This window comes from Leucobacter sp. UCMA 4100 (assembly GCF_027853335.1).
GTDB lineage: Bacteria > Actinomycetota > Actinomycetes > Actinomycetales > Microbacteriaceae > Leucobacter_A.
In genome coordinates this window covers 1,889,862-1,909,208 of the sequence record NZ_JAFEUS010000002.1, presented here as the reverse complement: position 1 = coordinate 1,909,208, position 19,347 = coordinate 1,889,862, and the positions used below count along the sequence as shown (strand labels likewise).

20 protein-coding genes are annotated in these 19,347 nt (G+C 65.6%); 7 read left to right on the top strand and 13 right to left on the bottom strand.

Annotated features, from left to right (window positions below):
• Nucleotides 1–9 precede the first annotated feature (9 nt).
• The 3 genes from JSO19_RS08970 to JSO19_RS08960 are packed head-to-tail and all read right to left on the bottom strand — an operon-like array spanning nt 10 to nt 2,425.
• Nucleotides 10–1,431, bottom strand: coding sequence for an NAD(P)/FAD-dependent oxidoreductase (locus tag JSO19_RS08970; protein WP_270911201.1), 1,422 nt, complete (start codon nt 1,429–1,431; stop codon nt 10–12).
• Between the two features lie 47 nt (nt 1,432–1,478).
• Nucleotides 1,479–1,652: an HPP family protein gene (locus JSO19_RS08965; protein ID WP_270911200.1), complete on the bottom strand. Its 174-nt coding sequence runs from the start codon at nt 1,650–1,652 to the stop codon at nt 1,479–1,481.
• Nucleotides 1,653–1,669: 17 nt separating this feature from the next.
• Nucleotides 1,670–2,425 carry a CYTH domain-containing protein gene (locus JSO19_RS08960; RefSeq protein ID WP_270911199.1) on the bottom strand — a complete coding sequence of 252 codons (756 nt, stop codon included), beginning with the start codon at nt 2,423–2,425 and terminating at the stop codon, nt 1,670–1,672.
• A 97-nt stretch (nt 2,426–2,522) separates the two neighbouring features.
• Between JSO19_RS08960 and mscL the strand changes: the two genes are divergently transcribed.
• Nucleotides 2,523–2,909 carry a large conductance mechanosensitive channel protein MscL gene (gene mscL, locus JSO19_RS08955; RefSeq protein WP_217133877.1) on the top strand — a complete coding sequence of 129 codons (387 nt, stop codon included), beginning with the start codon at nt 2,523–2,525 and terminating at the stop codon, nt 2,907–2,909.
• 26 nt (nt 2,910–2,935) lie between these two features.
• On the opposite strand, the gene JSO19_RS08950 is transcribed toward mscL, so the two are convergent.
• From JSO19_RS08950 to JSO19_RS08935, 4 genes are read right to left on the bottom strand one after another with little or no spacing between them, the layout of a single operon-like run.
• A complete protein-coding gene (locus JSO19_RS08950) occupies nt 2,936–3,106 on the bottom strand; it encodes a hypothetical protein (protein WP_270911198.1) in 171 nt (56 codons plus the stop codon).
• A 53-nt stretch (nt 3,107–3,159) separates the two neighbouring features.
• Nucleotides 3,160–4,149 (bottom strand): M56 family metallopeptidase, encoded by a 990-nt coding sequence (locus JSO19_RS08945; protein WP_270911197.1) that lies wholly within the window; start codon nt 4,147–4,149, stop codon nt 3,160–3,162.
• Nucleotides 4,149–4,547: a BlaI/MecI/CopY family transcriptional regulator gene (locus tag JSO19_RS08940; protein WP_270911196.1), complete on the bottom strand. Its 399-nt coding sequence runs from the start codon at nt 4,545–4,547 to the stop codon at nt 4,149–4,151. Before JSO19_RS08940 ends, JSO19_RS08945 begins: the two co-directional genes overlap by 1 nt.
• Nucleotides 4,544–5,110 (bottom strand): hypothetical protein, encoded by a 567-nt coding sequence (locus tag JSO19_RS08935; RefSeq protein ID WP_270911195.1) that lies wholly within the window; start codon nt 5,108–5,110, stop codon nt 4,544–4,546. Before JSO19_RS08935 ends, JSO19_RS08940 begins: the two co-directional genes overlap by 4 nt.
• Nucleotides 5,111–5,291: 181 nt before the next feature.
• Here JSO19_RS08935 and JSO19_RS08930 point away from each other — a divergent pair, with 181 nt between their 5' ends.
• Nucleotides 5,292–5,987 carry a DsbA family protein gene (locus tag JSO19_RS08930; protein WP_270911194.1) on the top strand — a complete coding sequence of 232 codons (696 nt, stop codon included), beginning with the start codon at nt 5,292–5,294 and terminating at the stop codon, nt 5,985–5,987.
• On the opposite strand, the gene JSO19_RS08925 is transcribed toward JSO19_RS08930, so the two are convergent.
• Both JSO19_RS08925 and JSO19_RS08920 read right to left on the bottom strand, forming a co-directional pair.
• On the bottom strand, nt 5,977–6,840 hold the full coding sequence (locus tag JSO19_RS08925) for a cytochrome c biogenesis CcdA family protein (protein ID WP_270911192.1): 864 nt from the start codon (nt 6,838–6,840) through the stop codon (nt 5,977–5,979). The genes JSO19_RS08930 and JSO19_RS08925 overlap by 11 nt on opposite strands.
• A gap of 4 nt (nt 6,841–6,844) precedes the next feature.
• A complete protein-coding gene (locus JSO19_RS08920; protein ID WP_270911191.1) occupies nt 6,845–7,537 on the bottom strand; it encodes a DsbA family protein in 693 nt (230 codons plus the stop codon).
• 174 nt (nt 7,538–7,711) lie between these two features.
• Here JSO19_RS08920 and JSO19_RS08915 point away from each other — a divergent pair, with 174 nt between their 5' ends.
• The 3 genes from JSO19_RS08915 to JSO19_RS08905 all read left to right on the top strand — a co-directional run bounded on the left by JSO19_RS08915 (nt 7,712) and on the right by JSO19_RS08905 (nt 10,948).
• Nucleotides 7,712–8,359 carry a hypothetical protein gene (locus JSO19_RS08915; RefSeq protein ID WP_270911190.1) on the top strand — a complete coding sequence of 216 codons (648 nt, stop codon included), beginning with the start codon at nt 7,712–7,714 and terminating at the stop codon, nt 8,357–8,359.
• 100 nt (nt 8,360–8,459) lie between these two features.
• Nucleotides 8,460–9,179 carry a YcnI family copper-binding membrane protein gene (locus tag JSO19_RS08910; RefSeq protein WP_270911189.1) on the top strand — a complete coding sequence of 240 codons (720 nt, stop codon included), beginning with the start codon at nt 8,460–8,462 and terminating at the stop codon, nt 9,177–9,179.
• A 2-nt stretch (nt 9,180–9,181) separates the two neighbouring features.
• Nucleotides 9,182–10,948 carry a copper resistance CopC/CopD family protein gene (locus JSO19_RS08905; protein WP_270911188.1) on the top strand — a complete coding sequence of 589 codons (1,767 nt, stop codon included), beginning with the start codon at nt 9,182–9,184 and terminating at the stop codon, nt 10,946–10,948.
• A gap of 54 nt (nt 10,949–11,002) precedes the next feature.
• Here JSO19_RS08905 and JSO19_RS08900 read toward each other — a convergent pair whose 3' ends face one another.
• Nucleotides 11,003–13,915, bottom strand: coding sequence for an aminotransferase (locus JSO19_RS08900; protein WP_270911187.1), 2,913 nt, complete (start codon nt 13,913–13,915; stop codon nt 11,003–11,005).
• 119 nt (nt 13,916–14,034) lie between these two features.
• On the opposite strand from JSO19_RS08900, the gene JSO19_RS08895 reads away from it, so the two are divergent.
• Complete coding sequence (locus JSO19_RS08895; protein WP_270911186.1) at nt 14,035–14,499, top strand: Lrp/AsnC family transcriptional regulator; 465 nt, start codon at nt 14,035–14,037, stop codon at nt 14,497–14,499.
• A 7-nt stretch (nt 14,500–14,506) separates the two neighbouring features.
• Here the strand turns inward: JSO19_RS08895 and JSO19_RS08890 are convergent, their stop codons facing one another.
• The 3 genes from JSO19_RS08890 to JSO19_RS08880 form a co-directional block, all read right to left on the bottom strand.
• A complete protein-coding gene (locus JSO19_RS08890; RefSeq protein WP_270911185.1) occupies nt 14,507–14,896 on the bottom strand; it encodes a nuclear transport factor 2 family protein in 390 nt (129 codons plus the stop codon).
• 19 nt (nt 14,897–14,915) lie between these two features.
• Nucleotides 14,916–16,934: an NADPH-dependent 2,4-dienoyl-CoA reductase gene (locus tag JSO19_RS08885; protein ID WP_270912127.1), complete on the bottom strand. Its 2,019-nt coding sequence runs from the start codon at nt 16,932–16,934 to the stop codon at nt 14,916–14,918.
• 79 nt (nt 16,935–17,013) lie between these two features.
• On the bottom strand, nt 17,014–17,586 hold the full coding sequence (locus JSO19_RS08880) for a PadR family transcriptional regulator (protein WP_270911184.1): 573 nt from the start codon (nt 17,584–17,586) through the stop codon (nt 17,014–17,016).
• A 144-nt stretch (nt 17,587–17,730) separates the two neighbouring features.
• On the opposite strand from JSO19_RS08880, the gene JSO19_RS08875 reads away from it, so the two are divergent.
• The gene (locus tag JSO19_RS08875) at nt 17,731–19,299 is read left to right on the top strand and encodes a long-chain-fatty-acid--CoA ligase (protein ID WP_270911183.1); all 1,569 of its coding nucleotides are present in this window, start codon (nt 17,731–17,733) and stop codon (nt 19,297–19,299) included.
• Nucleotides 19,300–19,347: the final 48 nt, after the last annotated feature.

Genomic DNA, 19,347 nt, shown 5'->3' with positions numbered 1-19,347 from the left:
GTGCCGCGTCTACGAGTCGAAGCCCAGCCCGAGCGCATCGAGGGTTTTGAGCAGCGGGTTGCGCTTGCCCTCGCGGTGGTCGGCCTGGTTGAGCGACCAGCGCGTGAACTGGATGCCCATCGAGGCGGCGGGTTCTGGCGGGAAGGGGAGGGGCACCTCACGCACCATGGGCAGTTCGGTGCGCTCGGTGATGCGACCGTGAAGGCGGTCGACAACGACGTCGGCCGCGAAGTGCGTCGCGCCGACGCCGAGGCCGGTGAAGCCCGAGACGTACTGCACGCGGCCGCCGAGCGCCTGACCAAAGAAGGCGCAGAAACGGGTGCTTGTGTCGATCACTCCAGCCCAGCGGTGGGTGAACTTCACGCCGGCGAGCTGCGGGAAGGTCGTGAAGAAGTGACGTGCGAGCTTTTCGTGGCTCTCGATGCGATCTTCGTACTCTGACTTGATCTTGGCGCCGGCGAAGTACACCGCGTCGTAGCCGCCCCAAAGAATGCGGTTGTCGGCCGTGAGCCGCGAATAGTGAAACTGGTTGGCCATGTCGGCGAGCCCCTCGCGCCCCTTCCAACCAATTGATGCGAGCTGCTCGTCGGTGAGCGGCTCGGTCATGAGCACGTAGTCGTACACGGGCACCGTGTGCCAGCGGTAGCGCTTGAGGAGCGACGGGAACACGTTGGTGCACAGCGCCACGCGCTGAGCGGTCACGGTGCCGAGGTGAGTGTGCAGCGTCACAGGGCCGTCAGTTTTGCCGTCGAGCTTCGTGACGCGCGACTCTTCGTAGATTTCGACCCCGAGCTCGCGCGCGTGCCGAGCAAGCTCAAGCGCGAGCTTCATGGGGTGCACGATCGCGCAGCCTATGGCATCGAAGTCGGCCCCGAGGAAGGTGGGCGATGCGATGCGCTCTTGCGTCTCGCTCGCACTGAGGGTCACGACGCCCGGGTTCGGGTCTTCGCCGAGCCACTGCGTCTGGTGGTCTTCGTTTGCCACCGAGATTTGGCCCGTGCGTTCCCAATCGACGTCGAGCTTGTGCTCGGTGATGAAGCGTTCCATCGCGTCAAGGTTCTCGTGGCCGGCCTGGCGAAGCTGCTCGGTGTGATCTGGCCACCGCGCCTCGGCGTTTGCCTCGCCGTGCGTAATGCTGGCCTCGCAGAACCCACCGTTACGGCCGGAGGCGGCCCACCCGACTCGGCGGGCTTCGAGCACGACGACCCGCGCATCGGGACGCTCTTCTTTGAGCTTGATCGCGGTCCACAGACCCGCATAGCCAGCGCCAACGACGATGTACTCAGCGCTCAGATCTCCGCCGAGTACCGGGTATCTCGTGGTCTGGGGTTTGACGTCGTCGATCCAGAAGCAAGAGAGCTTGGTGTCACGCAAGGCATCTTCAACGATCTTTGCGGCCGGGCGCTGACGTTCGAACACGGTTTGCTGCACGTCGTCACTCTCACTTTCTGCGGGCCCCCATTTGCCCGCACCTTACGTTACTTCTGCGCGGGTGGCTTCATGAGCATGCCGCTCGCCAGCCCCAGGATCATTCCGGTCGGGAGCCACCACCAAAACTGCGTGAGCGCACTAATGATGACACCGGTGACCGCACCTGACACGAGACCGACGATAATCTGCTTTTTCCTGGCCCGCGCATTGATTTCAGACATACCCCCAGCATATTGCGTCAAGCCTCAAGATTGCGTGCGATCTTTCGGAGCTGAGCGACGCGCGCTGCGTCGTCTGCCGCCTCGGGGAACGCGGCCAAACGATCGGCCGCGTCAGAGACCGCGAGGGCCGCGAGCTGTTCTGGGCTGTCGCCCCTTCGCGCTGCCGTCTCAAAGGCGGTGCCCATCGCCCTTCCAATTTTAGACTCGCTGAGCGAGGGCCTAGCCCCGGCAGCGGTGAGCTCGGGCTCGAGCAGGCCGAGCAACGACTCGTCGGCGCCTGGCAGCAACTCTGCCTCCCACTCTCGCCAAACCCGGGCAACGTCGCGTACGCCGTCGTGAGCCCTCACGAGGTCGTCGACCACCTCGACCACGTCGACGCCAGCGGCATCACGCAGGACGATGCTCGTGCGCACCGTCGAGATCGTCGCGATGGGACGGAGCTCGTCAACCCTGCGGCCCACGAGTTCGGCAAGCGCGTCGAGCAGCTCGGCCGGTGCCTCATCGCTCACCGGCCATTCCATCTCGTGTACGCCCTCGGTGCCGCGCGCCTTGATGTGCCAACCCGCGTCGGTACCGCCGGTTCGCCTGCGCACAGCAATACGGTGCCTCGCGAGCAAGAACTCAGCGGTATCGCAGTAGACCGCCTCAAGTTCGAACACTTCGGGGTTCGCTGCTTCGAGCCCCGCAGGAACAAATGAGCCCGGCATCTTTGCGTCGAGGCCGACCTCATACTTGCGTTCAATTTCTAGGTGTTCACGGGCTTCGCTCTTCATGCGAAAAGTCTACTGACTACCACCGACATTCTTGATTAAGATTCTTAAGAAGGGGAGTGCCGCAGAACCGCTGCTGCACCCGAACGAAGGGGATTCGATGTTCAAGGGTTTTAAAGACTTCATTATGCGCGGCAACGTCATTGACCTCGCGGTTGCCGTTGTCATCGGCGCCGCGTTCAACACCGTTGTCGAGCGCGTCGTCGAGTCGCTCATCAACCCCATCATTGGTGTGGTGTTCAAGGCCGACTCACTCGACAACGCACTCATGGTGCCCATCGGCGACAGCGCTATCGCGTTCGGCGCGCTCATCGGCGCCATCATTAACTTCCTCATCGTGGCTGCCGTGGTGTACTTCATCTTCGTTCTGCCGATGAACAAGGCACGCGAGTCACGACCGGCCGCCGAGATCGAAGAGGCGCCGTCACAAGAAGACCTGCTCACCGAGATCCGCGATCTGCTTCGCGCGCAGCAGACCAAGCAGTAACACTCGGCAATGCCGGGCAGGGCGCCCTAGCCCAGCCCGGTCACCGTCGCGGGGTACACGCAGGTCACGCAGTAGGTTGTGACCGCGAGCAAACCCGCTCCAAAGACCGTGGCCCCGAACGCGACAAAGGCGACCTCTGAGAGCCGCCGCCTCGGGCGATCGACCTGGTGGTTGCCGGTGGGTGTATGAACAGTCATCGCTCGCTCACTCTCGGTTGGTACGGCGCGACGTTCGCGCCTCATCATTGGCATCAGCATCCCGTCAGCACCGCCAGAACGTAGGGCAGGTGCACCGCGCTCACCGTCGCCACGAGCATCACGGCATAGAGACCAGCAGCGACGGCGAGCGCCCTGCTCGCGGGCGGCAACGGCTGCCCCGTAAGGTGACGAATGCGCTCAGAGCCAGCGGCGTGCAGCACCACGTGTGGGGTCGTCTGCCCCGTCGCTCGCGCGGGCTGCAGGTCAGCAGGCTGGCCGAGTTTGAGCAGGGCCGCGGCGAGTGCCGTGGTGCCCGTCTCAGCCTTCGCCGCCTGATCGGCTGCGATTTCAAGGTAGTGCGGAACCGCATCGCGCACGGCGCGAATACCGGGCACAGATCGAAAGAAGTGGGTCACGCCGCGAAGCACCGTGAGGCAGCGGTGATGGTGCTGACTGAGGTGCGCCCGCTCGTGGGCGAGCACTGCCGAAAGCTCAGCCCCGTCGAGCAGTTGCACCGTTGCGCGGGAAATGACGATGCCACCCGACCTCCCCGGAAGCGAGAAGGCAACGGGCGCCTCATCGCTCGTGAGCAGCACACTGGTGCCCAGCAGCCTGCACGGCTCTGCCTGTGCCGCGAGCGAGGTAGCGAGTGACGCACGTGCCCGCCGTACCGCGAGGCCCTCACGAATGAGGCCCGCAGCGACGGCGGCGAGGCCGAGCAACGGCAGAGCAAGCGGCAGAACCGCGGGAATCGCGAGCGTGACCGCGCTCTCACCGAGCGGCGATGCGGCGCTTAGGCACCTGCTGCACACGGCGGCCGCCTGCTCGGGAAGCCACGCGGGCCCGGTGCTGACCCAGGCGATCACGGGCCCGATCGCGACGAGCGCGGCAACCCACAGGAGCGCGGTCGACATGAGCGCGAAAGTCGCAAAGCGCGGCGCACGCGCGAGCGCCGGTGCCGCGTGACGCAGCAGCCGTGGGGCCCCGACTGCCGCCACCAGCAGCAGCGCTGGCAGGCTCACGACCATGACCGCGGTCAGCATTAGTCAGCCTTTTCGCCCAGCAGCAGTTGCTTGAGCAACGCGACGTCGTCTTCGGGCATCGTGTTCACGAAGTGCAGAATCGAGGCGGCCCGGTCACCGCTCGCGGTCAGGGCATGATCCATAATGTTGGCGGCGTGCTCTTCGCGACTCTGGCACGCACCGTACAGCGTCGCGTGGCCGTCTTTGCGGGTGCACACGAGCCCCTTCTTGCGCAGGTTTGTGAGCACCGTTGCGATCGTCGTGTAGGCGGCAGGGGCGGCGAGCTGCTCGATGATCTCGCGAACCGTCTGCGGCGAGGCCTGCCAGAGCACCTCCATGACCTGCGCTTCGAGCGCGCCGAGCCTCACGGGTTCACCGTCAGCGCCCCGTCGGTGTGCTTCGTGATTCACGTCGTTCATACTGAGACCTCTTCGCGGTTACGCTGGTCGGGGTTTGGGGTGACCGGGCAGGCTACCTGGCCGCGCAGCCGCCAGATGAGCGCGAGGCAAGTGAGGGCCAGCGCGACAACCGCGAGCACCGGCTGCAGCGGCGCAAACCAGGTGATCGCGCCCGAGTAGCCGAGGGCGAGGAGCGCGATCTTATTGCAGACGGGGCAGCCAACCGCGAACCAGGTGAGCAGGCCACCGGCAACGCCCATGCGAGCGTTACGCTTCTCGGCCTTCGAAGCGAGGGCTGCGTCTGGCTCGACTTGCTGAGCGGAAGGCGGGCGCACGTAGGTTGCCGCCAGCATCCCTGAGCCGACGGCGGTGAGGGCGAGCACCGGATAGTTCCACCACACCGTCTCGATATCGCGAGCGAACCAGGGGTTGGGAATGAGAACGGTAACGATGCCGACGAGCAGCGCAAAACCGAGTGCGGTTGCCGCCGCGACACCGTACTGCCGGGGTGTCCAAGCCCGCAGCGCACGCCCGGCCAGCCGCAGCTCGCGGCGCACCCTGGCGACCACCCCGTGTTGTGACATTGCACTGCCTTTCATTCAACCACTAGCCTGGCACCTTGCACCTTTTCGCGACCAACGTTTCATCGCTGAGCACTCAAGGACGGCACCACATAGTTTACTATGCTACATAGTCATCGTGTCGATAAGGGTCGCACCCCGACCTGAGAACATGCTCAGCACAACACCGCATTGGAGACCAAGCTTGACCGGCCCGACAACCCGTTCATACACCGTCAACGTTGGCGTTCCTCTCGCCTTTCTCGTCATCATCGCGCTCATCGTGGGAGGCTCGTTTCTCGCCGATCGCGGCTGGGAACCCAAGCCCGACGAGGTCTCGACCACCCAGCAAGAGGAAACCTGGCGGGCCCTGCGCAACCCGGCGGCCGATCCGCTCACCTTTGGCGACGCGGCAGCGCCGGCCGAACTCACGGTGCTCACCGACTACCAGTGCCCGTTCTGCTCGCACTGGAGCCGCGACACCCTGCCCGCACTCTTGCCGTACGTTGAGAGCGAGCAACTGCGCCTCGTGTTTCGCCCCGTGAACCTCTCGGGCGAGGGGTCGCGCACCGCGGCGAAAGCGCTCTACGCCGCTGCCCTGCAGGGCGAAATCATCGCGATGCACCAGGCACTCTCGAGCGACGCACGGGGCATGAGCGAGGAAGCGCTCGAGGAAGACGCGCTCGTCGAACTCGCGGCGGAGCTCGGGCTCGACCCAACGCGATTCAGAGCTGACCTCACCGCCGCCGAAGTACAGCGAAACGTCGAACGCAAAGAGCGCGAGGGGCTTCGCCTCGGGGTCTCAGAGACCCCCTCGTTCGTGTTCAACGGCGAGTTCATCTCTGGAATACGCCCCACAGAGACCTTCGTGCAGAACCTCGAAGCAACACTCACCGAGTAGCGTTCGAGCTTTCACCCTCGGGCTCACGCTCCCGGCGATGCCTCATGAACCACCATGCAAGCAGCGCCCCCGTAGCGAGCAACACCACCGCGATGGCGTCGAAGACGGGGCCGCCGAGCGCTGCCCCTTTCTCGCCAGCCCAGGCCTGCACCGAGGTCGGCACGAGCGAGGGCAACGACACCAGCCCGTTCGTGAGCCAGAACAGCACCCCGACGGCGATGATGACGAACCCCGTGATGACCTGGGTCGTGTGCCACTGCCTGCCCCACAGGGTGAAGCCCCTGCCCCGAAGCAAGCGTTGGCCCCGCGACCCCATGCGCTCCCAGAGCGCCGCGATGATGACAAGCGGCACGACCATCCCCGCACCGTACACCGCGAGGAGCGCACCCGCGGTGAACGCACTACCCTGCCCCATCGCGAGCGTGAGTACCGCGCCAAGAATGGGACCAGCGCAAAACCCAGCGACCCCGCTCACCGAGCCAAGCAGCAGGGTGCGCACGAGGCCACTGCGCTTCGTGGCCCGCTGCTGCAGTCGGCCCGCTCCCGGCAGCACGCGCGCGAGATCGAAACCGTAACCGAACAGCTGCATCACGCCAAGCACGATGAGCACGAGCGACGTACCCGCGATGACGAGCCCACGCCTTTGCATGAGCACCGAGCCGAGCGCACCCGCACCAAGGCCAAAGGGCACGAGAGTGAGCACGAGGCCCAGGTAGAAGACAGCACCGTGCACGAGCAGGCGCAGTTTCGTGCCGACGGTCGAGGCGAAGAATGCGGGCAACAACAGGGCGCTGCAAGGGCTCAAGAGCGCGAGAACTCCGCCAAGAAAAGCGGTGAGGTAGCCGATACTCACCGCGTTACCTCACCTCGGCGAGCTTACGATCGACGAGGTCGACAAACACGCTCTCGGGTTGCGCCCCGACGAGCGGCTCACCGCCCAGCACAAAGGTCGGCGTGCCCGAGACCCCCAGCTCGCGCCCCTCTGCTGCAAAGCGCTGCACCGCCGCGAGCGACGCCTCTGCCCCGAGATCGGCCGTGAACCGTTCGACGTCAAGCCCGAGCGAGCCCGCGAGAGCACTCAGCGACTCGGCCGAAAGCTGGTCGGGGCTGAGGTGCTCACCGCCAGGAAACAGCGCTTCGTGAAATTCCCAGAACGCGTCTTGCTGACCAGCCGCGTGCGCAGCAAGAGCCGCGCGCTCTGAATCTGCCCCGTACTGGTTCACGTCACGCCATTCAATGCGCAGCTCGCCCCGCTCGGCGTAGTCGAGCATGAGCGGCAGCACCTCGTTCGACCACCGTGCGCAGAAGGGGCACTGATAGTCGGAGTACACGACGAGCCCGACCGGTGCATCGACAGGGCCGGCGGCCTGCACATCAGTTTCTTCGCGAGCCTCAACAAAGCTCAAGTCGACGGCCTCGTCCTCTCTGCCCTGGGTCGCGGCCCCCGCCCCACCGTTCTTCACCTGCAAGACTATAAGGGCGATGAGCAGCCCCGCGATGACGATGATGCCGAGCGGCACGAACCACGAGCGGAGTGTGCGTGCGGTCATGAGATACCTCCTGTTCATGCGTAGGCCTCAATCGCCGAACGCATCCTTCATTACTATGCCACATAGTAAACTATGCGCCCTAGTAATGCCGGAGAAAAACCGAACCACTTGCCCACTCGGCGATCCGCCGCATACTGACGGCTCAGCTCAGCGCGATCTGCGATACTTGGGCTCATGGAAACACGTTCGCGAATGCCGCACCTCGTGCGTGGTTCATTTGCGGCGGTCATCGCGACATTCGGGGCGCTCTTCGCCCACGTGCTCGGCGGCGGTCACGTGCCAGGGCCGCTCGGCCTGTGCGCCCCCCTTATTCTTTCGCTCGCCGTCTGCGTGCTGCTGGCGGGACGCACCCTGTCGCTCACCCGGCTCAGCATTTCGGTGCTGCTCAGCCAAACGCTGTTTCACGTTCTCTTCGTGCTCGGCACTCCCGTCGCCAGGCTCACCTCAGGTGACCCTATGCCGAGCGGCGCTCACCACCACGGGCACGGCGCCGTAGAACTCGCCGCCGCGTCAGGCCAGGTCATGACGCACGTGCACGGCGATGCCACGATGTGGTTCTCACACTTCATTGGCGCAGCGATCACCGTGGCCTTTCTACACCGCGGCGAGCGCACGCTCATGCACCTCTGGGCGCTCGCGCAACGCTTCGTCACCCGGCTTAAGGTCTGGGTCGCTCTCTTGCCTGGCCCCGTGGTGCCTCCCGAAACGGCAAGGCCTGGAGCCCAGCACACCGTCACCTGGAGCGTGCTCACACGCCTCAGCAAAGCAACCCTCATCAGGCGTGGGCCTCCCGCCGTTCTGCTACCAACCGCGAAAGCATAGGCTCTCGCCATCACTACACGCCCTCTGAGCGAAGAGCGGCGTGCACATTTTTGCGCGCGCACAAGCGTTGCGCGCGCCAGCAGAACCAGAAAGAAGACCCATGTCTCACACCACTTCATCACGCAAGCGCACCCTCATCACCGCCTCGGCGGCGTCACTCGGGGCGCTCGCGCTCACCTTTGCGGGCGCCGGTGCCGCGCAGGCGCACGTCGGAGTCAGCACCAACACGAGCGAGGCTGGCGCCTACGCGATTGCGACCGTGAGCGTTCCCCACGGCTGCGACGCCTCGCCCACGACGCAAATCTCGATCAAGATTCCCGAGGGCATCGACGCCGTCACGCCGACGCGCAACGCCTTCTACTCGGTCGAAAAAGTCACCGAAACGCTCGACACCCCCATCACCGACGGGCACGGCAATGAGGTCACCGAGCGCGTCGCCGAGGTCGTGTACACCGCGACGACGCCGCTGCCTGCCGATCAGCGCGACTCATTCGAGCTCTCGTTGCAGCTTCCCGAGAACGCCGCCGGCAGCACCCTCTTCTTCCCGACCGTGCAAACATGCGAAGAGGGAGAGGCCGCCTGGGTACAGATTCCTGCAGAGGGCCAGGACGCACACGAGCTCGAGCTTCCCGCCCCCGCTGTCGAGATCACCGAGGCGGGCGCATCGTCGCACGACACCGAGGAAGCAGAAACCGCAGAGGCAGCCGACCAGAGTGACGAGGGTACCGGCGGGCAAAGCGCCCTCGCGATCACGGGCGTGACGCTCGGCGCGCTCGGCCTCATCACGGGAGCCTTCGCGCTCCTGAGAAGCCGTAAATAACCATGCGCCTCACCCGAGTGAGGCGCGAGCAGCGCCCCCTGCACACCGCGGGGGCGCTGCTCGCCACAGCCCTCAGCGCGCTCCTGCTCGTACTCGGCTTCGGCGCTTCGCCGGCCCTCGCCCACGCCGACCTCTTGGGCACCGTACCTGAAGACGGGGCGGTGCTCGATGAGACTCCGACGATGATCGAGCTCAACTACAACGAGCCGGTGCAGCTCATCGACGAGGCGATGCGACTGTACACGAGCGACGGAACCCAGACCGTGCTGAACGCCACGACGCACAACGCCACCGTGCACGTCGAGCTGCCAGAGTCACTGCCAGAGGGCGCCTACACGCTCTCGTACCGCATTGTCTCGGCTGACGGGCACCCGGTCGGCGGCGTGCTCAGCTTTCAGGTGGGCGACGGCGACTTCGCCGAACCTGAGATCACCGCGTCGCAGGCCGAGGCGACGAGCACCGAGGTCATCGTTTCGGTTCTCACGGGGCTGCAGTACTTCGGCCTGCTCGCACTCGCTGGCATCATCATGTTCGGCGCATTCATCGCTCCGAACCGAGCATCGCCAGCTGGTCGCAGCGCTCCCGCCACCGCATCGCCCCAGATGCGGCGTCTCGCGCTCGGTGTCACCGTGACGGCGGGCATCGCGAGCCTCGTGCTCATTCCGGCCTCGGGAGCGAGGGTCGCTGGTAAGGCCTTCGCCTCGTATGTTCCGGGCAGCGGATCGATCGACTTCTTGTCGTCGAATGAGTGGCTCCCCTCGGTCACCTGGCCCGTCGTCGCGACCGCGGCGGCCGCGGTCGGCTTCGGGCTTATCGCGTGCTTCGCGGCTCGAGTGCAGGGGCGAGCGGCCAGGGTGACGGCGCTCGTCGCGGCGGGGCTGGCCCTTGCCTCTCCCGTGCTCGTGGGTCACACCCAAACGGTGCAGCCCATCGCGGCGATGATCGTGGCCGATCTCGGTCACCTCGCGGCCGGGGCCTTCTGGCTTGGCGGCGTGCTCGGGCTGTTGCTCGTCTTCGCCGAGCTGCGTCGGGTGCGAACGTCGACCGATCCCACCGCGAGCGTTGCTGGCGCGATCGACACGGTCGAACGTTTCTCACGGCTTGCCCCGTGGAGCGTCGCGGTGCTCGCCCTCAGTGGCGGCCTCATGGGCGTGCTCATTCTCGGCTCGGTGAAGGCCCTCTTCACCACCGGGTACGGGCTGCTGCTCATCGCGAAACTCGCGCTGCTGCTCATCGTGGTGGCCGTGGCGGCGTACAACCGATTCTCGCTGCTGCCGCGCATCGCGCGTCACGATGAGCCGGAGCGCAGAGCGCAGCAACTGCGTTCGGTGCTTCGCATCGAGGCGGTCGTACTCATCGCGATTCTCGCGGTCACGGGGTTTCTCACCAATTCGAGCCCGAACGAGTCGACGCCACCTGGCGGCGAGTCAGCTCCCACGGCCTCAGAACCACAGCGCTTTGAGACCGAGTCTCAGGGCCTCACGGTTCGTGGCGAGATTTCGCCGGGCAGAAGCGGCGAGAACGAGCTGACATTCGCCCTCGAGTACGAGGGCGAGGAAGTCACGGTCGAAGAGGTAACCGTCGAGGCTCGGCTCCCAGCCGAAGATCTCGGCCCGCTGACCGCAACGGCCACCCGCGACGAGCAGGCTGGCGATTACGCGGCAACGCTCTCGCTGCCTCTCGACGGGGAGTGGAAGGTGCAGCTCATCGTGCGCATCGACACCTACACCCAGCCCATCGCGGTCGTACCGGTCACGATCGGAGGGTAGCGGATCTGCCGGCCCGTCTCCGCTCGCTGTGAGCGGGCGGGCCGGCAGTTTCTTCTAGGCCTCGGCACCCTTCGCTTCGAGCTCTTCAAGCGTGAGGGCGAGTGCACGCAGGAAGGTCGCGGCATCGGCCTCGGTGAGCGTGAGTGGCGGCTTCACCTTGAGTACGTTTTGCCGCTCAGAGGTTGCCTGCATGATCACGCCGTGGTCGAGCAGCCGCTCGCACACCCAGGCGGTCTCTTCGGTCGCGGGTTCGAGCGTCTCGCGATCACGCACGAGTTCGACTCCCTGGTAGAGCCCACTGCCGTGCACTGTGCCGATGATCGGGAAGCGGTCGGCGAGCGCCTCGACCTGTTCGGTTAGGTAGGCCCCCACCCGTTCGGCGTTCTCTTGCAGGCGCTCGTCACGAATCACATCGAGCACCGCCGAGCCAGCAATCGCGCTCGCGGGCGCCCCTCCCGCCGACGAGAAAAACATGCCCTCGCTGCGCAGCGCGTCAACGATCTCGCGCCGGGTGATCACGATTCCGAGCGGGAACGCGTTGCCCGCAGCCTTCGCGACTGCGAGAATGTCGGGCACCGCGCCCTGCATCGTCGATCCCCAGAAGGCCTTGCCGAGGCGGCCGTAGCCCACCTGCACCTCATCGGCGATCGCGAGACCGCCCTGCGCGCGAATGCCCTCGTACGCCTCAGCGAGGTACCCCTCGGGCGGCATGACCCCGCCCGCGTTCCCGAGCACCGGCTCGCAAATAAACGCTGCGGGAGGTCGCCCCTCATTGCTCAGCGTTTTGGCGACGTCTGCGACCTGGCGGGCATACTTGGCGCCAGCGTCGGCGCCGCGATGCGGGCCACGGTAACTGTTCGGCGCGTCGACGAGGTGCACCCAGTCGGGCCTGGAGGCGAGCGCATCGGGGTTGTCGAACGCCGAGGTGCTTACGGCGTCTGACGCCATCGTCCAGCCGTGATACCCCTCGCGGGCGGTGATCACGTCGCGGCGACCCGTCGCAACCTGCGCGAGGCGCAGGGCGAGGTCGATCGCCTCCGATCCGCTGTTGACGGGAATCACGGTGTCAAGCGAAGGGTCGGGCGAGTGCTCAAGCAGTTTCTCGGCAAACTCGGCATACGCCTCATAGAGAAACCGGGAGTTGGTATTGAGCAGGTGCAGCTGCCGGCCAACTGCGTCGCCCAGGCGCGGGTGCGAGTGGCCGATGGCGGTGACGTTGTTGACCATGTCGAGGTACGAGCGCCCCTCGGTGTCGATGAGAAGCGTGTTCCAACCGCGTTCCATCTGCGGCGGGTTCTCGTAGTAGCGCTCGGCCGCGCCGCCCATCGAGCGGTCGCGGCGCAGGCGCTCGGCCCGCAGCAGCACGACCGGATCTTCGACCGGGCTCACGCCAAGCAGCACCGAGGGATCTGCCGAAGCCTGGGTTTCGTACTCCTCGCCCGAGGCGCCGAAGGCCTCGCCCGGCTGCTCGCCGAACATCGAACGCATGATGCGCACGCTGCTCGCTCCCGTGGGTGTGGTGCGCAGCCGACCGATCACCTCGCCTGAGGCGACCTTCTGGCCGCCCTCGACGCCAACCTCGATGCCCTCAAAGCGCAGGGTGACGCCGCAATCGCGAAGCGTGACGGCGCCATCAGCCGCGGTGACCGTGCCCGCAAACGGCGCGCGCACGGCGATTCCCGGCCTCGCCCACACATCGATGCAGCGGGCCTTCGTGGCGGCGGGGCTCATGACGTCGGTTGAAACCCGTGAGAGCCGGCTCTCACCAAACCGCATGATCGCAACGGGCGCGGTCGCGAGCGCCTCGCGGGCGAGCTCGGCCTCGACGCCGGGAGCTGCCCAGCGGCCCCGATCGAGCGCCTCGCTGCGAAGCCCAAGGTCAATGACGGCAGCCTCGCGCATGCCCGCGATCGCCTCGGCGTACGCGAGGCCAGCGCGGTGCGGCTTACCCGCCGCGAGGCGCAACTGCGCGGTCACGGTCTCGGTGTCAAAGGCGAGGGCGCGCTCGAACACCTCCCACTCGTGCTCGATGCGCTCGCGCGCATAGTCATTCTGCGGATCAATGCGCAGCTGGCTCCACCCGCTGACCGCGAGCACCGCACCCCGCAGCACCACGAGCGGCCACAGCGCGGCCGTCTCGGCGTCGGTGAGGGATATCTTGCGGCTGAACCCGCTCACCGCTCGAGCGACGATCGCCATGTCGCCGGTGCGGCCGATGAGGTCGGCGAGCAGCACTGCGAGCTCGGCCGCACGCCACGATTGCACTGTGTCGCCGAGGTCGATGACCCACTTCGTGCCGTCTGACGCGCGCATAATGTTGTCGCTCGTGAGGTCGCCATGAATGATCTGCATCGGGAGCTCGCCCCGCAGCGCGGCGATGGTCTCGTCGGCCCGCACCGTCGCCTCGAGGCAGCGCTCGCGGCGCTCGTCGGGCAGGTCATCGATGAGCTGTTCGACGACGGTTCTCGCCTGGCTCAGCTCCCACTGAATCGCCCGCTCGGCGTCTGGATTGTCGTAGCCTTCAAGCGCCAAGAGCGTCTCGGCGGTGAGCAGACCCAGCTCTTCGGCGAGCGCGCCATCAATGTCGCTCGAGTCGGCGATCGTGGCGCCGTCGACGAGCTCAAACGCGCAAACCCGCAGCACTTCACCGGCCTCGTTCGTGATCGTCGTGCTGCGTTTCCCCTGGCTCGTTGTGAGCACCCTGGGGCTCAAGACTCCCCGAGCGCGCAAACGGTCTGACACCGACCACTGGAGGGAGAGCACGCTTTCGGGCACCGCGGGGTGGTTGACCTTAATGAGCGCCCCGGGCCCCTCGACGGGGCGCACCATGAAGTTGCGGTCTTGCTGGCTGCCGAGCTCCTGGGCCTCGCCCCGAACCCCGTACGCCTCATGCGCGCACGCAAGAATGTCGTTCGTGCTGACCTCGGGCCTCGCGAGCATCCACCGAGAGCGTTCCTTCTTCGTCACAATACCCTCCACGCAGTATCGATTTACTTCCTCTTTCCCCCCACAAGAGTAATGAAATATTACCAAAAAGAAAAGTATGGTGATGTTTCGTCACCGAAACTGCGAGATAGGATGGGTATATGCAACAGGAGACGCCCGAAGAACTCGACGCCATCGACCGCGCCCTCATCACGGCGCTGCAAGACGACGGGCGCCTCGGCTACGCCGAACTCGGCACCCTCGTGGGCCTCACCCCGGGCGGCGCGCGCAAGCGAGTCATCAGGCTTGAGCAGCGCGGCATACTGCAAGTGGTCGGCGTCACCGATCCGCTCAAACTCGGCTACCACAGCATGGCCATGGTCGGCATCGTTGCCGATGGCGACCTCGAGGTCGTCGCCCGGGCGCTCGACGCGCTCGACAGCGTCATTTACGTCGTGCTCACGGCCGGCCGCTACGACCTGCTCGCAGAGGTCATCGCGACCGACCAGGAGGCTCTCTTTCAGGTGATCAACAGCGAGCTTCGGGGCATCGAGGGCGTCACCCGGGTCGAAACCTTCACCTACTACGGCATTCGCACCCACCGCTTCGGGTGGGGCACCCGCTAGGCGTTCGTCATGAGGCGGCGTCGGCCTTGATCTGCTCGAAGCGCGCGCCCATCTCTTCGGCGAGCGCCTGAGCCGCACTCAGCGGCCGCACCATAACCATGAACTCGCTGATGAGCCCCTCGTCGTTGAAGCGCAAAAAGTCACAGCCCGTGATGCTCTTGCCCTGCACCGTTGCAGTGAACACGAGCCCCTGATCGCGCGCGCCCTCTTCGCCGAGCACGCGCTCGTAGGTGAAGCCCTCGAGCACCTGAATGACCTGCTTCAGGATGGCGATCGTGATCTTCTTGCCGGGGTACGGCGTGAAGGCGACGGGGCTCACAAACACGACGTCGTCGGCGAGCAGCGCCTCGATCGCGGCGAAGTCTCGAGCCTCAACGGCCTCTTGAAATGCTTTCATGATGATTCTTTCCTTTCGGTTACAACCGGGCGGCGAGCCTGGTTCCTTCGTCAATCGCGCGCTTCGCGTCGAGCTCAGAGGCGACGTTGGCGCCGCCAATGACCGTTGCCTCGATGCCCCGATCGGCGCACGCGGCCGCGAGGTCTCGGTTGGGCTCCTGCCCCGTGCACAGCACAACGTTGTCGACCTCGAGCAGGTGCGTCTCGTCACCGATGCGCACGTGCAGGCCGTCGTCGCCCACGCTCAGGTACTCGGCGCCGGCAATCATCTGCACGCCGCGGTGACGCAGCTCGGTTCGGTGAATCCACCCCGTGGTCTTGCCGAGCCCCGCACCAACCTTCGTGATCTTGCGCTGCAGCAGAGCAACCGACCGCGCCGGGGTCTCGTGCTGTGGCTGCGTGATGCCGCCGCGCCCCGCGTAGTCCCGGTCAACACCCCACTGCTCGCTGAACTCTTCGGCCGTGGCCGTGAGCTTCTCGGGGCCGGTGAGAAACTGTGCGACGTCGAAGCCGATACCGCCAGCACCCAAAATGGCAACGCTCTGCCCCACCTCGCGCTTATCGCGTAGCACGTCGAGGTAGCCGAGTACCGAGGGATGGTCGATGCCCTGAATCTCGGGGGTGCGCGGTTTCACGCCGGTCGCGAGCACGACATCGTCGAAGCCCTCGAGCACCTCGGTGGTCGCCTCGGTCGAGAGCCGCACCTCGATGCCGAGCTCATCGATGCGGTACTGGAAGTAGCGAAGCGTCTCGGCGAACTCGCCCTTGCCGGGCACCTGGAGCGCGACATTGAGCTGCCCGCCAATGATCGCCGAGCGCTCAAAGAGCACCACCCGGTGCCCGCGCTCGGCCGCCGCGACCGCGCAACTGAGCCCCGCCGGTCCCGCGCCGACAACCGCGACGCGCTTCACGGTTTTCGTGGGTGCGAGGGTGAGCTCGGTCTCGTGGCAGGCCCTCGGGTTCACGAGGCACGAGGTGATCTTCATCGAGAAGGTGTGGTCGAGGCAGGCCTGATTACAGCCGATGCACGTGTTAATCGCGTCGGGCCTACCCTCGCGAGCCTTGCGCACGAAATCAGGGTCGGCAAGAAACGGCCTCGCGAGCGACACCATATCGGCGTCACCGTGCTCGAGCACGAGCTCTGCCGCCGCCGGGGTGTTGAGACGGTTGCCCGTGACGAGCGGCACCCGAACCTCACCCATCACTCGCTTCGTCACCCAGGTAAACGCGCCGCGCGGAACCGAGGTCGCAATCGTCGGAATGCGCGCCTCGTGCCACCCGATGCCCGTGTTAATGATGCTGGCTCCGGCCGCCTCGATGAGCTTCGCGAGTTCGACGACCTCTTCGATCGTTGATCCGCCGGGCACCAGATCGAGCATCGAGAGCCGGTACACGACAATGAAGTCTTCGCCCACGGCCTCGCGAATGCGACGCACGATTTCGACGGGAAAGCGCACGCGATTTTCGAACGATCCGCCCCACTCATCTTCGCGCTGGTTCGTGCCCGGGGCGATGAATTCGTTGATGAGGTAGCCCTCTGAGCCCATAACCTCGACGCCGTCGTAGCCTGCCTCGCGGGCGAGCAGTGCGCAGCGCACGAAGTCGTCGATCGTCGCCTCAACCTCGGCGCTCGTGAGCGCGTGCGGAACGTGTGCCGAGATCGGCGCCTGCAATGCGCTCGGCGCAACCAGGCCCGGGTGGTGCGCGTAGCGCCCGAAGTGCAGAATTTGCAGCGCGATGAGGCCGCCCTCTTCGTGCACGGCATTCGTCACCACCCGATGCTCGGCCGCCTCTTCGCTGGTCGTGAGCTTCGCACCGCCGGGGTACGGCCTCGCCGCCTCGTTCGGGGCTATGCCACCGGTCACGATGAGCGCCGCGCCACCGCGGGCCCGCTCCCGGTAAAACTCTGCCATGCGGTGAAACCCGTCGGGCGCCTCTTCGAGCCCGACGTGCATCGAGCCCATGAGCACACGGTTTGGCAGCGTCACGTGCCCGAGATCGAGCGGCGCCATGAGGTGAGGGAAAGTCGTCGTTGACATCATGAACCCTTCATAATCAATTATTTGAATATGAGAAGAGCGGATCGCTCCGCCCCTGTCCAACCGAGTCGCGGCGGCTTCACTGCCCCGCCGGCTCCCGTGCCGCGCGAGCCTTAAGCGCGTCGATCGCACGCTCGCACCAGGCGATATTTTCCTGCTCGAAGGCGATGCCCCGCATGAGCGTGAGGTACGGGCCGACGCGCTCCGCCTGCGCGAGGTACTCACGCTCGGGCAGGCCGTTCAGCAGGTGATCGCGCCGCTTGAGGTAGAGGCGCAGCTTGACGTGCGCCGCCTCACCCCGAGTGGCAAGCGTGCTCATCACCGCGTCGCTCGGGGCGACGTCTGAGGCCTGCACGAGTACGAGAAGGTCGTCGCGAATGGCGCTCGGCTTCGGTGCTGTTGCGGCGAAGCCTTGCAATACGGCAAGGCCAGCGTCGGTGATCGAGTAGAGCCGCTTGTTGGGGCGGCCGCTCTGCACCACGAGGTCGGCCTCAATAAGCCCCGCGGCGCACATTGAGTCGAGCTCGCGGTAGAGCTGCTGCGGGGTCGTCGTCCAAAAGTTTGCGACCGAGGCGTCGAAGCCCTTGGCGAGGTCGTACCCAGATGCTTCGCCGTCGAGGAGCGCCGCCAGAATCGCGTGTTTAAGGGCCATGGGCTCAAGCGTACGGCACCCGGTGGCGCCCGCCAAGCGTCCCGACCGTTTGCCAAGATCACTAACTTTGAATACTATTCAATTACTTTAATTTCAATGACGAAATAGAGACGGGGCTTTGGGGCTCGTCTCAGGAGGTTTTCTATGCTCAATCTAGCCACGGTTCTCGAAGATTCGGCCCAAAACTACCCAGACCGCACAGCCCTGGTGATCGGCGAGACGCGACTCACCTTTGCCGAGGTCAACGCCGCGGCAAACCAGGTCGCCTCACTGCTCGTGAGTCGCGGCATTGAGCCGGGTGACCGCGTCGCGCTCGCTGCGCCGAACATTCCGTGGTTTCCCATCTTCTACTACGGCATTCTCAAGAGCGGAGCGATCACGGTGCCGCTCAACATTCTCTTGCGCAGCCACGAAATCGAATACCACCTGCGCGACAGCGGGGCCAAAGCCCTCATCGCGTTCGAGGGCACCGCTGAGCTACACATGGGCGAGCAGGCACGCGAGGCATTCGACCGCGTCGACGCATGCGAGCACTTCTTCGTCATCGCGGCGCCGGCAACAGCACAAGGCTCAGCGCCTCTCGCCGAGCTCGCAGACACCATTCCCCATGCACTCAACGGTATGCCGCCCGTGTTTGAAACGAAGAGCACCGAGTTCGACGACACCGCGGTGATTCTCTACACCTCGGGCACCACGGGCCAGCCAAAGGGAGCCGAGCTCAGCCACGGCAACATGATGCTCAACGCCCTCACCGCGCACCGCCGGTACGGCAGCGGCGAGGCCTGCGACACACACCTCATCGGGCTCCCGCTCTTTCACTCATTCGCGCAGACCCTCCAGCTCAACACCGCGTTCGTGAGTGGCGCGACCGTCGTACTCATGCCAAGGTTTGACCCGGCCGAGGTGTTGCGGCTTTTCAAGCAAGAGCGCGTGACTCACTTCGCGGGGGTGCCGACCATGTTTCAAACCCTCGTCGCCACCGCACAGCAGACGAATCTCGACCTCATCGAGGCGGTCAGCCACCTGAAATTCGTTCTCTCGGGAGGCGCAGCGCTTCCCGTCGAGGTCATCGAGCAGGTGCGGCTTGTGCTCGGCGTGCAGGTACTCGATGGCTACGGGCTCTCAGAGACCTCACCCGCCGCGGCGCTCACGCCGCCAGGAGGGGTGACGAAGCCGGGGTCGATCGGCCGCCCGATCTGGGGCGTGCAGATGAAGCTCATCGACGACGACTGGAACGAGATCGAGGCGGGCCCCGAGGCGATCGGCGAAATCGCGGTTAAGGGCCACCCCGTCATGAAGGGATACTTCGGCAAGCCCGAGGCCACCCAAGAGGTCCTGCGCGACGGCTGGTTTCGTACGGGTGACCTCGCACGCCAAGACGAAGATGGGTACTACTTCATTGTCGACCGCGCAAAGGATCTCATCATTCGGGGCGGCTACAACGTCTACCCCAGAGAGCTCGAGGAAGCCTTGCTCACGCACCCGGCGGTCGCGATGGCCGCGGTTGTCGGCGTCGCACACGACACCCTGGGCGAAGAGATCAAGGCCGTGCTCGTCGCCCGCGACGGCGAGAGCATCGATCATGACGAGTTGATCGCGTGGGGGCGCGAGCGCTTCGCCGGCTATAAATACCCACGCATTATCGAGGTGCGCGAGAGCCTCCCGCTCACCTCGACCGGCAAGATCCTCAAGCGCATGCTCGTAGACGCATAAAGCACTGCCGGGGCGCCCTTGCTGGGCGTCTGTGCGCTTTCACCCAGA